Origin of the sequence: Amycolatopsis sp. NPDC052450, assembly GCF_044547565.1 — a bacterium.
Classification (GTDB): Bacteria; Actinomycetota; Actinomycetes; order Mycobacteriales; family Pseudonocardiaceae; genus Amycolatopsis.
In genome coordinates this window covers 82,546-96,281 of record NZ_JBIUAQ010000013.1, presented here as the reverse complement: position 1 = coordinate 96,281, position 13,736 = coordinate 82,546, and the positions used below count along the sequence as shown (strand labels likewise).

Sequence of the window (13,736 nt, the reverse complement as noted above, 5' to 3'; positions counted from 1 at the left end):
GGCCTTGCCCTCGTGGCCGGACGCGGCTAACGTACAACCATATGGTTGTACTTCTGAAGGAGAGCGAGGAGTCGCTCAACCAGCTCTTCCGCGCCTTGGCCGACGGCACGCGCCGCGACATCCTGGCGCGGGCGATCGCGGAAGCGCCGTCGGTGTCCGAGCTCGCCGCGCGGTACGAAATGAGTTTCGCCGCCGTGCAGAAGCACGTCGCCGTGCTGGAGCGCGCTGGTCTGGTGCGCAAACGGGCCAACGGTCGTGAACAACTGGTCTCGACCGACCGCGCGCGGCTCCAGCGGGCCGGCGAACTTCTCGACTCCTACGAAGTCCTTTGGCGCCAACGTGTGGCGCAACTCGACGAGGTCCTGCGGGAAGGAAACTGACGATGCCGATCACCTCGGTCACCAAAGACCCCGAACAGCTCAGCCTCACCCTTGTGGCGGATTTCCCCGTTTCGCGACAACGCCTTTGGGAGGCTTGGGCCGATCCACGGCAACTCGAGCGCTTTTGGGGGCCGCCTTTCGCGCCCGCCACCTTCACCCATCACGATTTCCGGGTCGGTGGCCGCGCCGAGTACTTCCTGTCCGGGCCGAACGGGGAGAAATGGGCCAACTCGTGGAAGTTCACCGCGGTGAACCCCATCGACTCGTTCGAAGCGGAAGACGGTGAAGACAACGCCGCGGACGAGAACATGCCGTCCTCGATGACGTTCACCTTCGAGACGACACCGACGGGCTCACGGCTGATCCACGTGACCCGGTTTTCCAGTATCGAAGCCATGGAGAAGACGATCCCGGGGATGGAAGAAGGCTTCCGCGCCGCGATGCCCCAACTCGACGCACTGCTGGAGGCGTGATGAGAAAGCTCAAGATCATCGAGCACGTCACGCTCGACGGCGTGATCCAGCACTCCGCCGATGAGAACGGCTTCCCGTACAGCGGCTGGAACATGCCCTACCGGACGCCCGAAGGCCGCGAGACCATCATGGCCGCGCACACCGAAAGCTTCGACCTGCTGCTCGGCCGTCGCACCTACGACATCTGGTCGGAGTACTGGCCGGACGCGCCGAGCGACCCGCTCGCGGACCGGCTCAAGGCGGCGACGAAGTACGTCGTCACCCATCGGCCGGAAAGCCTGAAATGGGGCCCGTTCGAGGGTGTCGGACCCGACCTCGTCGAAGGCGTCCGCCACATCAAGGCGCAGGACGGCCCGGACCTCGTCCTCTCGGGCAGCTCCACGCTGACCTCGGCACTGCTCGAACACGGCCTCGCGGACGAAGTCGTGCTGGCCGTCTATCCGCTCTTGTTGGGCACGGGCAAGCGTTTCTTCGCGGACGGAACCCCGGCACAGTCCTTGGAGTTCGCCGGCACCACCGCGACCCCGTCCGGCGTGCTCCTCAACACCTACAACGCAATTCGTCATCTGGATGCGGCATCCGCGCATCCAGATGACGAATTGCGGCGGGGCTAGAGGACGCCCTTCGTGGACGGGATGCCGCCCGCCCGCGGGTCCGGCTCGGTGGCGGCACGCAGCGCACGCGCGACGGCCTTGTACTCGGCCTCCGCGATGTGGTGCGGGTCGCGGCCGTGCAGCACCCGCACGTGCAGCGCGATCTGCGCGTGGAACGACAGCGAGTCGAACACGTGCCGCGTCAGCACGAACGGGTAGTTCCCGCCGATGGTGAAGCTGTTGAACTGCTCCGGCTCGCCGAGGTGCACGCAGTACGGGCGCCCGGAGACGTCGATCGCGGCGTGCGCGAGGGTTTCGTCCATCGGGATCCACGCGTCGCCGAACCGGCGGATGCCGCTCTTGTCGCCGAGCGCCTGCCGCAGCGCCTGGCCGAGCACGATCGCGGTGTCCTCGACGGTGTGGTGCGCGTCGATGTGCACGTCACCGGTCGCCTGCACCTTGAGGTCGAGCGAGCCGTGCACACCGAACGCGGTGAGCATGTGGTCGTAGAACGGGACACCGGTGTCGATCTCCACCTGTCCCGTGCCGTCCAGGTCGAGCTGGACCGAAATGGACGATTCCCTGGTGGTGCGATCCACCTTGCCGACGCGACTCATCGCGGCACCTCCTTGCTGGCCTCGAGAAAGGCGTCGTTCTCTTCCGGCGTCCCGATGGTCACCCGCAGGTGCCCCTCGATGCCGACGTCCCTGATCAGCACGCCGTTGTCCAAATAGGACTTCCAGGTCGCGGGCGCGTCCGCGAACCGTCCGAAGAGGACGAAGTTCGCGTCGCTCGGGACCGGCGTGAATCCCAAGCCCAGCAACGCTTCCACCACCCGGTCGCGTTCGGCCGCGAGTTTGGCGACCGAGGCGAGCGTGGCGTCCGCGTGCCGCAGCGCGGCGCGCGCGGCGGCCTGCGTGAGCTTCGAGAGGTGGTACGGCAGCCGCACCAGCTGCAGCGCGTCGACGATCGCGGGCGCGGCCGCGAGATACCCGAGCCGCCCTCCCGCGAAAGCGAACGCCTTGCTCATCGTGCGTGACACGATCAGCTTCGCCGGGTACTCCTCGAGAAGCTCGATGGCGCTCGGCTGCGACGAGAACTCCGCGTACGCCTCGTCGACCACCACGATGCCCGGCGCCGCTTCGAGCAGGCCGCGCAGCTCGCCGAACGGGATCGACCCGCCGGTCGGGTTGTTCGGGCTGGTCACGAAGACGATGTCCGGACGGCGTTCGCGCACCAGCGCCGCCGCCCTCTCGGTGTCGAGTGTGAAATCGCCGCGACGCGGCACCGGCAGCCAGTCGGTGCGGGTGCCCGCCGAGATGATCGGGTGCATCGAGTACGACGGTTCGAAGCCCAGCGCCGAGCGGCCGGGGCCGCCGAATGCCTGCAGGATCTGCTGCAGGATCTCGTTGGATCCGTTGGCGGCCCACACGTTCGACTCCGACACCAGCACGCCGGTGGACACCGCGAGGTAGTCCGCGAGGTCCTGGCGCAGCGCGACGGCGTCGCGATCCGGGTAGCGGTGCAGCGAAGCGGCTTCGGCGCGGACGGCCTCGGCGACGTCGGCCACCAGCGCGTCCGGCGGCGGGTACGGGTTTTCGTTGGTGTTGAGCCGGATCGGCACGTCGAGCTGCGGCGCGCCGTACGGGGTCTTGCCCCGCAGGTCCTCGCGCAGCGGGAGCGCGTCGAGCGTGATCTCCTCGCCGATGCTCATGCCCGCTCCCCTTCGAACCGCGCCGTGATGGCCTCGCCGTGCGCGGGCAGATCCTCGGCGTTCGCCAGCGCGACGACGCGGCCGGCGATCTCGCGCAGCGCGTCCTGGCTGTAGTCGACGACGTGCACGCCCTTGAGGAAACTCTGCACCGAAAGGCCGGACGAGTGCCGTGCGAACCCGCCGGTGGGCAGGACGTGGTTCGACCCGGCGCAGTAGTCGCCGAGCGAAACGGGCGCGTACGCGCCGACGAAGATCGCGCCCGCGTTGCGCACGCGGGCCGCCACCGAACGCGCGTCCGCGGTCTGGATCTCCAGGTGCTCCGCGGCATACGCGTCGACGACGCGGATCCCGTCGTCCATGGTGGACACGAGGATGATGCCGGACTGCTTGCCGCTCAAGGCCTCCGTCACCCGCTCGGCGTGCTTGGTCGCGGCCACGCGGCCGGTCAGTTCCTTGTCGACGGCGTCCGCGAGCCCCTCGGACGTGGTGACCAGCACGCTCGCGGCGAGCGGGTCGTGCTCGGCCTGGCTGATCAGGTCGGCGGCGACGTGCACCGGGTCGGCGGTCTCGTCGGCGAGGATCGCGATCTCGGTCGGGCCCGCCTCCGAGTCGATGCCGATGATGCCGCGCAGCATCCGCTTCGCCGCGGTGAGGTAGATGTTGCCCGGTCCGGTGACGATGTCGACCGGCTCCAGCGTCGTGCCGTCGGTGTCGGTTCCGCCGTACGCGAGCAGCGCGACGGCCTGCGCGCCGCCGACGGCCCACACCTCGTCGACGCCGAGCAGTTCGGCCGCGGCCAGGATCGTCGGGTGCGGGAGCCCGCCGAACGCGGCCTGCGGCGGCGAGCACAGCACGAGCGTGCCGACGCCGGCGATCTGCGCCGGGACGACGTTCATCACCACGGTCGAGGGGTACACGGCGAGCCCGCCCGGCGCGTACAGCCCGACGCGTTCCACCGGGATCCAGCGCTCGGTGACGGTGCCGCCGTCGACGACCTCGGTCGTGACGTCCTGACGGCGCTGATCACCGTGGACCTTCCGTGCGCGGACGATCGACTCCTCCAGCGCCTCCCGGACGGCCGGATCCAGGTTCTCGAGCGCGCCGGTGAGCTCCGCGGCGGCGACCCGCACACCGCCAGGGCGGACCTTGTCGAACTTCTCGGTGTACTCGAGAACCGCCTCGACGCCGCGATCGCGGACCGCCTCGACCACCGGCCGTACGTGATGCAGCGCCGCGTCCACGTCGTACTCGGCACGCGGGAGCGTGCTCCTGAGTTCGGCAACGGACGGGACCTGTCCACGCAGGTCGGTACGGTTCAGCATGAGTCAAGGGTACGAGGTGGCCCGATCGCCCCGAGCAGGCACACTGGGGTGGTGACCAGCGATCCCACGATGAGGGAGGCGGCCGTGCCGCGAATCGGGTTGTGCCAGCTCACGGCCGCCGAGGATCCCGAAACGAACCTGAAGCCGATTCGCGAAGGCGTGGCGGCCGCGGCGGCCGACGGCGCGCGGATCGTGGTGTTCCCCGAAGCGGCGATGGCGCGCTTCGGCATCCCGCTCGGCCCCGTGGCGCAACCTTTGGACGGACCGTGGGCGTCCACTGTGGCGTCCATCGCCGAGGAGCACGGCGTGGTGGTCGTCGCGGGCATGTTCACGCCGTCGCCCGACGGCCGCGTCAGCAACACCCTGCTGGTCACCGGCGCCGGACAGCACTTCGGTTACGACAAGATCCATCTGTACGACGCCTTCGGGTTCGCCGAATCCGACACGGTCGCCCCCGGCACCGCGCCCGCGACCTTCGAGGTCGACGGGGTCACATTCGGCCTCGCGACCTGTTACGACCTCCGCTTCCCGGAGCTGTTCCGGAAGCTGGCCGACGACGGCGCCGACATCGTCCTCGTGCCGACGTCCTGGGGCGCGGGCGAGGGCAAACGCGAGCAATGGGAGGTACTGGTGCGCGCCCGCGCGCTCGACTCCGGCTGCTGGGTCCTCGGCTGCGGGCAAGCCGATCCGGCCACGACCTCCACGCCGGTGAACCCGAAGGCGCCGACCGGGATCGGCTACTCCACGGTGTCCGACGGTTTCGGCCGCGTCCACACGCAGCTGGGCCCCGGGCCGGAACTGGTGGTCGTCGACCTGGATCCCGCGGTCAGCGGGAAGGCGCGGGCGGCGACGGGCGTTCTGGCGAACCGTCGCCTGTAGCGTTCACGGAGCGTTCGAAGAAGGATTCGAGCACGACGATCGTCTGTGTCCCGGTGACGCCCTCGATGGCGTACAGCCTTCGCAGCGACGCCTGCAGCTCCTCGGTGGTCGGCGTGCGCACCTTCACCAGCAGCGAGGCCGGGCCCGCGATGATGTGCGCCTCCACGACCTCCGGCAACGCCTCCAGCGCGGCCTTGGTCGGCGAGTCGCCCATCCACGAGCCCGCCTCGATCAGCACGAAGGCCATCACCCCGCGGCCGACCGCCGCCGGATCGACGTCGACGGTCGTGCGCCGGATGACGCCCTGTTCGCGGAGTTTGCGAACCCGCTCGTGCGCGGCGCCCGCGGACAGGCCGACCGCCTTGCCGAGCGCGGCGTACGCCTGAGTCGCGTCCTGCTGCAACTCGGTGAGCAATATGCGATCCACGTCATCCATGTATTGACCATACCAAGTTCAGCCGTTCATGATTATCGCAATATCTCATTCGGATAGCTGGGGTTTTCATGGACATGGTCAAGGCACACTTCGAAGTCCTCGACGAGCGGTTCGCCCGCGTCAACGGCGACGAGTGGATGCGGCGCCTGCACACGGGCTGCCGGTGGACCGAGGGACCCGCCTACTTCCCCGCCGGCCGGTACCTGGTGTTCAGCGACATCCCGAACGACCGCGTCCTGCGGTGGGACGAGACCACGGGCGCGGTCGGCGTGTTCCGCGAGCCCGCCGGATTCCACAACGGGCACACCGTCGACCGTCAGGGCAGGCTCGTCAGCTGCGAACAGGGCCACCGCCGGGTGACCCGCACCGAACACGACGGCACGACCACCGTCCTCGCGGAGACCTATCAGGGCAAGAGGTTCAACAGCCCCAACGACGTCGTCGAATCCTCGGACGGCGCGATCTGGTTCACCGACCCCAGTTACGGGATCGACAGCGACTACGAAGGACATCAGGCGGAAAGCGAGATCGGCGCCTGCCACGTCTACCGGGTCGATCCGGTCGACGGTTCCGTGCGGATCGTCGCGGACGATTTCTCGCGCCCGAACGGGCTCGCGTTCTCGGTGGACGAGTCGCTGCTCTACATCGTGGACACGCGCCAGAAGCCCAGCCACATCAGGGTTTTCTCGGTGGCAGACGGGCGGCTTTCCGGCGGCGAGGTCTTCGCGACCTGCGACGCTGGCGGTTTCGACGGCGTGCGCCTGGACGCCGCGGGCCGGGTCTGGGCCGCCGCGCACGACGGCCTGCACTGCTTCGCGCCCGACGGCACGCGGATCGGGAAGCTGCGGGTGCCGGAGGTCTGTTCGAACCTGACCTTCGGCGGGCCGCGGCGGAACGATCTGTTCATCACCGCGTCCAGTTCGGTCTACACGCTGCGGGTGAACTTCTCGGGCCCCCGCGGTTAGCGCGGTGACGGCGACGCGAAAGGGACCTTCGCCGCTTCCCATGCGGTGAAGGCGCCCTTCACGTACTCCCCGGCCGGGGCCCCGCACCAGGCTTGGGAAGCGTGCAATGAAGGGGCCTTTCATAGCAAATTTTGCTATGAAAGGCCCCTTCATTGCACGCTTTCAGCCCCGACTGACGGGTTATCGAGGGGAAGGGCAAACGTGTCGTGGTGCGGGGCCGGTGTCGCTTCTGCGTACGCGTTCTCCTGGTAGTGAGGGCCTCCTTGCCTACCCTGACGGTAGTGAAGAAGGCTTTCGCTACCGTCGGATGTGGTCCCTGGTGGCAGTGGGGCGGTTGTGACTTCGGCGGCCGGTCGTGAAGTACATGAAGGCCCCCTTCCTTGCGTCTAGCGCAAGGAAGGGGGCCTTCATGTACTTCGGCAAGGCGTAGCTCGTGTGCCTGGATGCCGCACTCGGGCGTGCGGAGTCTGAGCACGCGAGTGCGGTGTCGCGTTACCCAGCCCACCGTCTCGCCCGAGCCACGACACGTTTGCCCTACCCCTCAATAAGCGCACAACCGAGCCGAGCCCGAAGCGCCTACCGCAGTAGCCCTTCCCGGATCGCCACCCGCACGAACCCGGCCCGCCGTCGTTCCCCGGTCTTGTCCCGGATCCGGTCGAGGTAGGACCGCACCGTCCGCACGCTGATGTTCAGGATCTCCGCCACGTCGACGTCGCGTTCGCCGGCCGCGACCAGCCGCAGGACCTGCTTCTCCCGTTCGGACAGGACGATCTTGGGCCCGGCGTGGCGGTCCTCGCTGTCCTGGATGATCATCCCGGCCAGCGTCGGCGACACGTACGCGTTGTCGTCGGCGATGGTGCGGATGGCACGCAGGAGTTCATCACCGTCGACGTCCTTGGACAGGAAGCCCTTGGCGCCGGCCTGCATCGCGCCCAGCACCTCGGGCTGCTCGGCGTGCGCGGACACCACGAGCACCTTGTGCCCCATCTGTCCCACTTCGAGTACCGCGGCGGCGTCCTGGACACCGCGCAGCTTGAGGTCGAGGACGACGACGCTGCCGGGAGCCTGCTCCTGGACGGCGAAGCGCGCGACGGAGTCGGCGACGGCGCCCAGCTCGATGTCGGGCGCTTCGGTGAGGACACGCGCGACGGCGTCCCGGTACAGCGGATGATCTTCGATCACCCCGACGTTGATCGACATGGTGCGTTTCGGCTGCTGCTCGTCTGCGTTCACCGGCGTCCTTCGAATCCGCCCGCGTCGGCGCGGGGTACGACCGGCCGAGACGGGCCGGGCACCTCCGGCGGAGACGCGAGCCCGAGCTGGATGGCCTTGCGGACCAGACCGGCCCGCCTTCTCTCTCCGAGTTTGTCACGGATCCGGTCCAGATAACCGCGGACCGTCCGGACTCCGATACCCAGGATGCGGGCGATGTCGACGTCGCGTTCGCCCGCCGCGACCAGCCGCAGGACCTGCTTCTCGCGCGCGGAAAGCGCGACGTCCGGAGCCGGCACGGGACGGTCGGCGTTGTCCTTGATGATCATTCCGGCCACCACCGCGGAAACGTAGGCGCGGCCCTGCGCGACCGTCCTGATCGCGATGAGCAGCTCGTCGACGTCGACGTCCTTGGACAGGAATCCCTTGGCACCGGCGGCGATCGCGCCCAGCACCTGCTCGGGTTCCGCCTGCGCGGACACCACGAGCACGTGATGCCCCAGTTCGCACACCTGGAGCACGGCCGCCGCGCCGGCGATCCCCGGCAGGCCGAGGTCGAGCAGCACCACGCTGCCGGGCGGCTGCGGATGGACGTGGAACCTGGCGACCGAATCGACCACCGCGCCCAGTTCGATCCCTTCGGCCTCGGTGAGGACCCGGACCACGGCGTGCCGGTACAACGGATGGTCTTCGATCACCGCGACGTCGACCCGGTCGGTCTCCGGCCTGTCTTCAGTCATCTGCACGTTTCCCGCTCACCCCGTCCCACCTGCCGCGGACACCGCACGGCCCGCCTGCGCCGGATCCAGCGCCGGTCCGCGTGGCACCAAAGCCAGTAATCCATTCGGAACCGGTTGCCGTTCGGCTTGGCCGTATCCGAGGGAAGCGAGTGCCTCACTGCTCGCCACCGGGTACTTCAGGCCCGTGTCGGTCACGACGTAAACCGTGCCGGAACCGGATTCCGCCACCACCGCGCCTCCCGACGGAGGCACGAAAACCGCGTCGGCGACCAACGCGTCCGTCCGCGCCGTCACCGGGATCGCCTTCGCACCTTGCGGCAACGGGACCTGTGCGGAGATAACGATTCGAGAACCCTGCGCGCATAACGTCACGGACTGTCCGGTAACGGGCGCTTTTCGCGGGATCCGGTCCGGATACTCCGCGGGATCGGCCCCGCCGGCCCTCGCCGTGCCGACCTTCGGCACCGCGGCGACGTCGGCCGCGCGCACCGCGACGGGCGCCGGGACATCGGTGTAGGCGTCCGCGTTCTGCGGCGTGTTGATCAGCAGGCTCGCCTCGGTCTGGCCGATCGGTTCGAGCCCTTCGGCGTGGACGAGGTAGTACGACGTCGCGTTGCCCGGTGTCGCCATCGCGTCGACGACGCCGAGCACCGAACCGACCTTCGTCGCGGTGCCACCGACCTTCGGCCCGGGCCGCCCGGCGTCTTCGACCGCGCGGTAGGCCAGATCGCGGCCGGCGGCGACGGTGCCGATCCACCGGGACGACACCGCGATCGCCGGATAGGTGTCGAACTGCAACGCCGTGGCGGCTTCCGCGGTGAGCTTGTAGCGGCGCCCCGCCGTGACGAGGTACCGCTCCCCCTCGGGAACGCGGACCACGACGGCCTGGTCCCTCGGCAGGTCGACTCCCGCGGCGGGGGCGCCGAGGAGCACGGTCGTCTCCGGCTCGGCCGATGCGGGCGCGTCCTGAGTGGTCCGCGTGCAGCTCGTCCACGGGGTGTTCACCAGCGCGGCCGCCGCGGGCAGCGAATCGGGCGCGCCGGGAATGCCGATCTGCGAACCGCGCGGCGCCTTGGCGAGTTTGCCGGAAGGGACGGTCACGGTGGCCTCGCCGTTGCCGCCTGCCATCAACCGCGCGGAGGCGTAATTGAGGACCGGGTGCAGCGCGCCGTCCTGGCCGAGGATGTACCGAGCGCCGGTGCCCTCCTCGACGATCACTTTGCCGCCCGCCAGCCAATCCTTGCCGCCGGAGGGGTTCAGCAGGCCGATCACGCCGAACACCGCGGTGACCAGCAGCGCGACACCGAGGCCGCACAGGGTTCCGATGACCAGCCTGCGGCTCGGGGCGACCGGATGGTTGGCGTCAGCCGAGACCAGTGCCGAAACCAGTCTCCTGCGGAGGAATTGGTAGGCCTGGATCTGGTCCCGCTGCGTCCACACGCTCCCGTCCCCCGCCACTCGTGCCCACCCGTTCGAGGGTGCTCACGTTAGGTCTGGACCCGGTTCGCGGTGAGGGTATTTTTTACGCCCCTCCCCCGCGCGGGGCGCGGCTACCGTCGGGCGCGTGCACGGAGGAGGGGAATTCCTTGTCGGTTGAAGCCCCGGCCCGCCCGGTCCAGGACCAGGCTCCAGCGCGCGGTGCCGCGGGCGCGGCGCCACTGCCCTGGCTGTTGCCGATCCGCCCGCTGCAGGCGGCGCTCTGGGAGATCGCCGGGATCGCGGTCCTCCTGGTCTTCACCGTGGACGGGATCCCCCTTGCCGCGCAGATCAGCGTCACCGCCGTCGCCGGCGTCCTCGTGCTGACGACGTCAGTCCGCTTCGCCGGACGTCACCTCGCGGGCTGGCTGCTCACCTGGGCCGGTTACCGGCTGAAACGCCGCGACAAGAACGAGGTCCCCGATCCGCTGCACCGGCTCGCCGGGCCCGCCCGGGTACGCCAGCACGTCGACCGCGCGGGCAACCGCTTCGGTGTCGCCGAGGTCAGCGACGGCTGGAGCGCCATCGTGCGGCTCACCCCGGGCGCCATGGCACCCGGGCCGGACGCCCTCGTCGCCATCCTGCGCGAGGCCTTCGCGGGCACCGGGATCCCTTTGTCCAGCACGCAACTGCTGACCTGGACCGTCCCCAATGGACAGTCCGTGCTCCGCGTCCGCTGGCTCACCGTCCGGTACCGGCCCGAGAACGCGCCGATCGCGGCGCTCGCCCGCGGCGGCGGGGAACTCGGCGCGCTGCGGAGCACCGCCTGCGCGGCGCTGAGACTGATGGGCGCGCTGGCCGAAGCCGGATTCGAGAGCACCGTGCTCGAAGCCGGTGAAGTGGCGGAAGAACTGCGCGTCGCGCTCGGCCACGGCCAGGGCGCGCCCGTGAACGGCTGGCGTTCCTGGGACTGGGGCGGCGCGTCGCAGGTCTGCTACCGGCCACGGTCCGAGCGGGATCTCGCGCGGACGCTGGATCTTCACGTCCCGGGATCGGCGTTCACCGCGACTTCGTACACGCTGCACCGGACGCCTGGCGGGCGGGAGAAGTCCGAAGTGACCATCCGGGTCGGCGGACGACCGGGGGCGGAGACCGTGCGGCCGAGCGGGGTCGCGGTGATCCCGCTGCACGGACGGCACGCGGCGGCGGTCCGGCGGACCCTGCCGCTGGCACTGGAGAACTGAGGGGACGGTCCGTGGAGGACTCCTTTCTTCTCTGAGGGTAGGGAAGGAGTCCTCCACGGACGTAATGCGTACACCGCAATTCGGCACCTGGTTGCGTTCCTTGCGCGTGCAAGGAACGCAACCAGGTGCCGAATTGCGGTGACGAGGGTCAGCCTCGTACGGCCTCGTAGACGCCCGCGATCATGCCGACGAACGGGATCAGCGAGAGCAGCACCAGGAACTCCACAATGTCGAGAGTCCTTGCCCAGTACGGAGAACGACGTCCCTTCGCGACACGCGTCGCGTAGGTGAGACAGACACCCGCCGCGACGACGACGGCACAGCCCGCGGCGAAGACGAACGAACGCGGCCCGCTCGCGGCGAGCCAGAAACCGGCCGCCGCCAAGGCCGCCGCGCCGAAACCGATGAGCACGACCCGCTGCGAGCGGCCCGCGAAGGCGCGCGAGCGCAGCATCAGCGCCAGACCCAGCAGCGCGCACAAGCCCGCTTCCCAAGCCCCGCCGGAAGACGACAGGACCACCGAAGCCGAGACCACGACGAGCCCGAGCGCGACGAGCAGCCCGGTCAGCAGCGCCTGCGCGTACGTCGTCCCGCCGACCATGTCCTCGCCGAGCGAAGGGTCCTCGTCGGCTCGGAACGCGTCCATGTCGTCGGGCACCCTGGGCAGCGGCAACCTGCCGAGCCGCAGCGCCATCATCGGCGCGACCGCGGCCAGCGCCGTCGCCACGACGGCGACCACGGCGGCCGCCGAAACCGGGCGGACGTCGGCCAGCAGGACGATCGCGGTGGTGATCGCGCCGAGCCCGGCCGCCACCGTCACCGCGACGAACCACGGCAGCCGGTCCGCCACCGAAACGGCCGCGATCACGCCGTAGACGGTCACCACCGCGAGCCCGGCGGCCAGCGGCCCCGCCGACAGCGAGAACAGCGGATGTGGTGGCAGGATCGACATCCCGGCCAGCAGTGCCGCGCCGACCCCGGCGAGCGCGCCGGCCGCGCCGGCCTCCGCGTCGCCGTACGCTCGGCTCAGCGCGCCGCCGCCCAGCACCAGTACCAGCGCGAGGAGTCCGGTGCCGATCGGCGCCAGCACGCTGCCGGACGCCGCCGCCTGCACCAGCAGTCCACCGGCGAGCAGCAGCACCACGGACGCGACGATGCCCGCCTTGCGCGCCACCGACGGCCCCCAGCGGCCGGTGCCCGACTCGGCGACGCTGGCGATCGAGTCGACGACGTCGTCGAACAGCAGCGGACCCCGCGGGCGTTCCCGCGGGGTCAGATGGAGGACTTCGCCGTCGCGCACCTGCGCCGCGGCGACCGTGAGCCCGAGCGCGAGCGGAGCGCCGCCGAGCCGGGACAGCACCCAGCCGGGGTGCTCGGCGGACGCCTGCCCCGAAGCACCCGCGAGCCGCACGAGCTGCGGGACGAGTTCGGCGAACGTGCTCTGCTGCGGCAACGCCACGTCGACACGCGCCCGCGGTGTCACCACCGTGACGCGCCGGGTGGAGCCCGCGATCGCGGCCGTCATGCTTCGATCGACTTGGCGGACTCGATGACGGGCGCGAATTTGGCGTTGCTGGCCTCGGCCAGCTTCTGAAGCCCGTTGTTGACCGCCTCCAGGACGATCTCCGAGATGTTGCGCGCGTCGTACTGACGCAGTGCGCGCGGGTCGATGTCGATCGAGGTGAAGCGGCCGTCTCCGCGCAGCACGACGGTGACTTCGTTCTGCCGCGAGTGCGCCTTGACCTCCATCGCCTCGACCGAACGCTGGATGCGCTGCACCTCTTCGGTCTGCTTGCGGACCTGGTCCAGCAACTCGTCCATGTCCGGCATGGCGTAGGGGTCGGTGGTCACGAGTCTTCTCCTTCATCTGCGGTGGCATCCCGCCGGACGTGGACGCTGCCCACGAACCGCCGGAAGTCGTCGCCGAGGCCGCGGGCCGCCTCGGGTGTCGCGGTGCAGGCGATCTGGAGGACCAGCCGCTCGGCCGGGCTCGCCCCCGGCACGGTCAGCTGCACCTGCGTCTGTACGAGATCCTGTCCTTCGCCGGTGCGGATGCGCAGCACCTGCATCACCCCCGGCGCGACCGGAGTGCCGATCTCCTTGCGCCGCAACACTTCGAGGGCGGCCATCGACCGGCCGAGGCGTTCGACGGCCTCGTCGGCGATGTCGGTGATCCGTGCCTGGTCCGGCCGTTGCCCGACGCTCAGGGTGATGTTGGGGGTGAACTCGCCGTCCGTCGCGGTGTGCACCGCCACGAAGACCGCGCCGTCGGCGCCGACGGACGCCGGCTCGACGGGCACCCAGCCCTCGGGGATGTCGAAACCCAGCGGGAGGGAAGCCCGGTCCTCCGTGCTCATCCCGC

The 13,736-nt window shown here is 69.9% G+C and carries 16 protein-coding genes; 6 read left to right on the top strand and 10 right to left on the bottom strand.

Going from position 1 to position 13,736, the window contains the following annotated elements:
• Positions 1–41 precede the first annotated feature (41 nt).
• The 3 genes from ACIHAO_RS22505 to ACIHAO_RS22495 are packed head-to-tail and all read left to right on the top strand — an operon-like array spanning position 42 to position 1,467.
• A complete protein-coding gene (locus ACIHAO_RS22505) occupies positions 42–380 on the top strand; it encodes an ArsR/SmtB family transcription factor (protein WP_396560704.1) in 339 nt (112 codons plus the stop codon).
• A gap of 2 nt (positions 381–382) precedes the next feature.
• Positions 383–853: an SRPBCC domain-containing protein gene (locus tag ACIHAO_RS22500; protein WP_396560702.1), complete on the top strand. Its 471-nt coding sequence runs from the start codon at positions 383–385 to the stop codon at positions 851–853.
• Positions 853–1,467 (top strand): dihydrofolate reductase family protein, encoded by a 615-nt coding sequence (locus ACIHAO_RS22495; protein WP_396560700.1) that lies wholly within the window; start codon positions 853–855, stop codon positions 1,465–1,467. The genes ACIHAO_RS22500 and ACIHAO_RS22495 overlap by 1 nt, the downstream gene beginning before the upstream one ends.
• Here ACIHAO_RS22495 and hisB read toward each other — a convergent pair.
• From hisB to hisD, 3 genes are read right to left on the bottom strand one after another with little or no spacing between them, the layout of a single operon-like run.
• Entirely contained in the window at positions 1,464–2,063 is a 600-nt protein-coding gene (gene hisB, locus ACIHAO_RS22490) for an imidazoleglycerol-phosphate dehydratase HisB (protein ID WP_005155296.1), read from the bottom strand. The genes ACIHAO_RS22495 and hisB overlap by 4 nt on opposite strands.
• Positions 2,060–3,160, bottom strand: coding sequence for a histidinol-phosphate transaminase (locus ACIHAO_RS22485; protein WP_396560698.1), 1,101 nt, complete (start codon positions 3,158–3,160; stop codon positions 2,060–2,062). The genes hisB and ACIHAO_RS22485 overlap by 4 nt, the downstream gene beginning before the upstream one ends.
• On the bottom strand, positions 3,157–4,482 hold the full coding sequence (gene hisD / locus ACIHAO_RS22480) for a histidinol dehydrogenase (protein WP_396560696.1): 1,326 nt from the start codon (positions 4,480–4,482) through the stop codon (positions 3,157–3,159). The genes ACIHAO_RS22485 and hisD overlap by 4 nt, the downstream gene beginning before the upstream one ends.
• 84 nt (positions 4,483–4,566) lie before the next feature.
• On the opposite strand from hisD, the gene ACIHAO_RS22475 reads away from it, so the two are divergent.
• On the top strand, positions 4,567–5,361 hold the full coding sequence (locus tag ACIHAO_RS22475) for a carbon-nitrogen hydrolase family protein (RefSeq protein ID WP_396560927.1): 795 nt from the start codon (positions 4,567–4,569) through the stop codon (positions 5,359–5,361).
• On the opposite strand, the gene ACIHAO_RS22470 is transcribed toward ACIHAO_RS22475, so the two are convergent.
• The gene (locus ACIHAO_RS22470; protein ID WP_125794888.1) at positions 5,309–5,797 is read right to left on the bottom strand and encodes an Lrp/AsnC family transcriptional regulator; all 489 of its coding nucleotides are present in this window, start codon (positions 5,795–5,797) and stop codon (positions 5,309–5,311) included. The two genes, ACIHAO_RS22475 and ACIHAO_RS22470, sit on opposite strands and share 53 nt — an antisense overlap.
• A gap of 68 nt (positions 5,798–5,865) precedes the next feature.
• Here ACIHAO_RS22470 and ACIHAO_RS22465 point away from each other — a divergent pair, with 68 nt between their 5' ends.
• The gene (locus ACIHAO_RS22465) at positions 5,866–6,762 is read left to right on the top strand and encodes an SMP-30/gluconolactonase/LRE family protein (protein WP_396560693.1); all 897 of its coding nucleotides are present in this window, start codon (positions 5,866–5,868) and stop codon (positions 6,760–6,762) included.
• Positions 6,763–7,338: 576 nt separating this feature from the next.
• On the opposite strand, the gene ACIHAO_RS22460 is transcribed toward ACIHAO_RS22465, so the two are convergent.
• From ACIHAO_RS22460 to eccB, 3 genes are read right to left on the bottom strand one after another with little or no spacing between them, the layout of a single operon-like run.
• Entirely contained in the window at positions 7,339–7,962 is a 624-nt protein-coding gene (locus ACIHAO_RS22460; RefSeq protein ID WP_396560925.1) for a response regulator, read from the bottom strand.
• Between the two features lie 29 nt (positions 7,963–7,991).
• Complete coding sequence (locus ACIHAO_RS22455) at positions 7,992–8,714, bottom strand: response regulator transcription factor (RefSeq protein ID WP_233611672.1); 723 nt, start codon at positions 8,712–8,714, stop codon at positions 7,992–7,994.
• 15 nt (positions 8,715–8,729) lie between these two features.
• Positions 8,730–10,154 carry a type VII secretion protein EccB gene (eccB, locus tag ACIHAO_RS22450; protein ID WP_396560691.1) on the bottom strand — a complete coding sequence of 475 codons (1,425 nt, stop codon included), beginning with the start codon at positions 10,152–10,154 and terminating at the stop codon, positions 8,730–8,732.
• Between the two features lie 146 nt (positions 10,155–10,300).
• Between eccB and ACIHAO_RS22445 the strand changes: the two genes are divergently transcribed.
• A complete protein-coding gene (locus tag ACIHAO_RS22445; RefSeq protein WP_396560689.1) occupies positions 10,301–11,374 on the top strand; it encodes a type VII secretion protein EccE in 1,074 nt (357 codons plus the stop codon).
• A 148-nt stretch (positions 11,375–11,522) separates the two neighbouring features.
• Here the strand turns inward: ACIHAO_RS22445 and eccD are convergent, their stop codons facing one another.
• The 3 genes from eccD to ACIHAO_RS22430 are packed head-to-tail and all read right to left on the bottom strand — an operon-like array spanning position 11,523 to position 13,731.
• Positions 11,523–12,899 (bottom strand): type VII secretion integral membrane protein EccD, encoded by a 1,377-nt coding sequence (eccD, locus tag ACIHAO_RS22440; RefSeq protein WP_396560687.1) that lies wholly within the window; start codon positions 12,897–12,899, stop codon positions 11,523–11,525.
• Positions 12,896–13,225: a YbaB/EbfC family nucleoid-associated protein gene (locus ACIHAO_RS22435; RefSeq protein ID WP_199746568.1), complete on the bottom strand. Its 330-nt coding sequence runs from the start codon at positions 13,223–13,225 to the stop codon at positions 12,896–12,898. Before ACIHAO_RS22435 ends, eccD begins: the two co-directional genes overlap by 4 nt.
• Entirely contained in the window at positions 13,222–13,731 is a 510-nt protein-coding gene (locus ACIHAO_RS22430) for a hypothetical protein (protein WP_396560684.1), read from the bottom strand. The genes ACIHAO_RS22435 and ACIHAO_RS22430 overlap by 4 nt, the downstream gene beginning before the upstream one ends.
• Between the last annotated feature and the right edge of the window lie 5 nt (positions 13,732–13,736).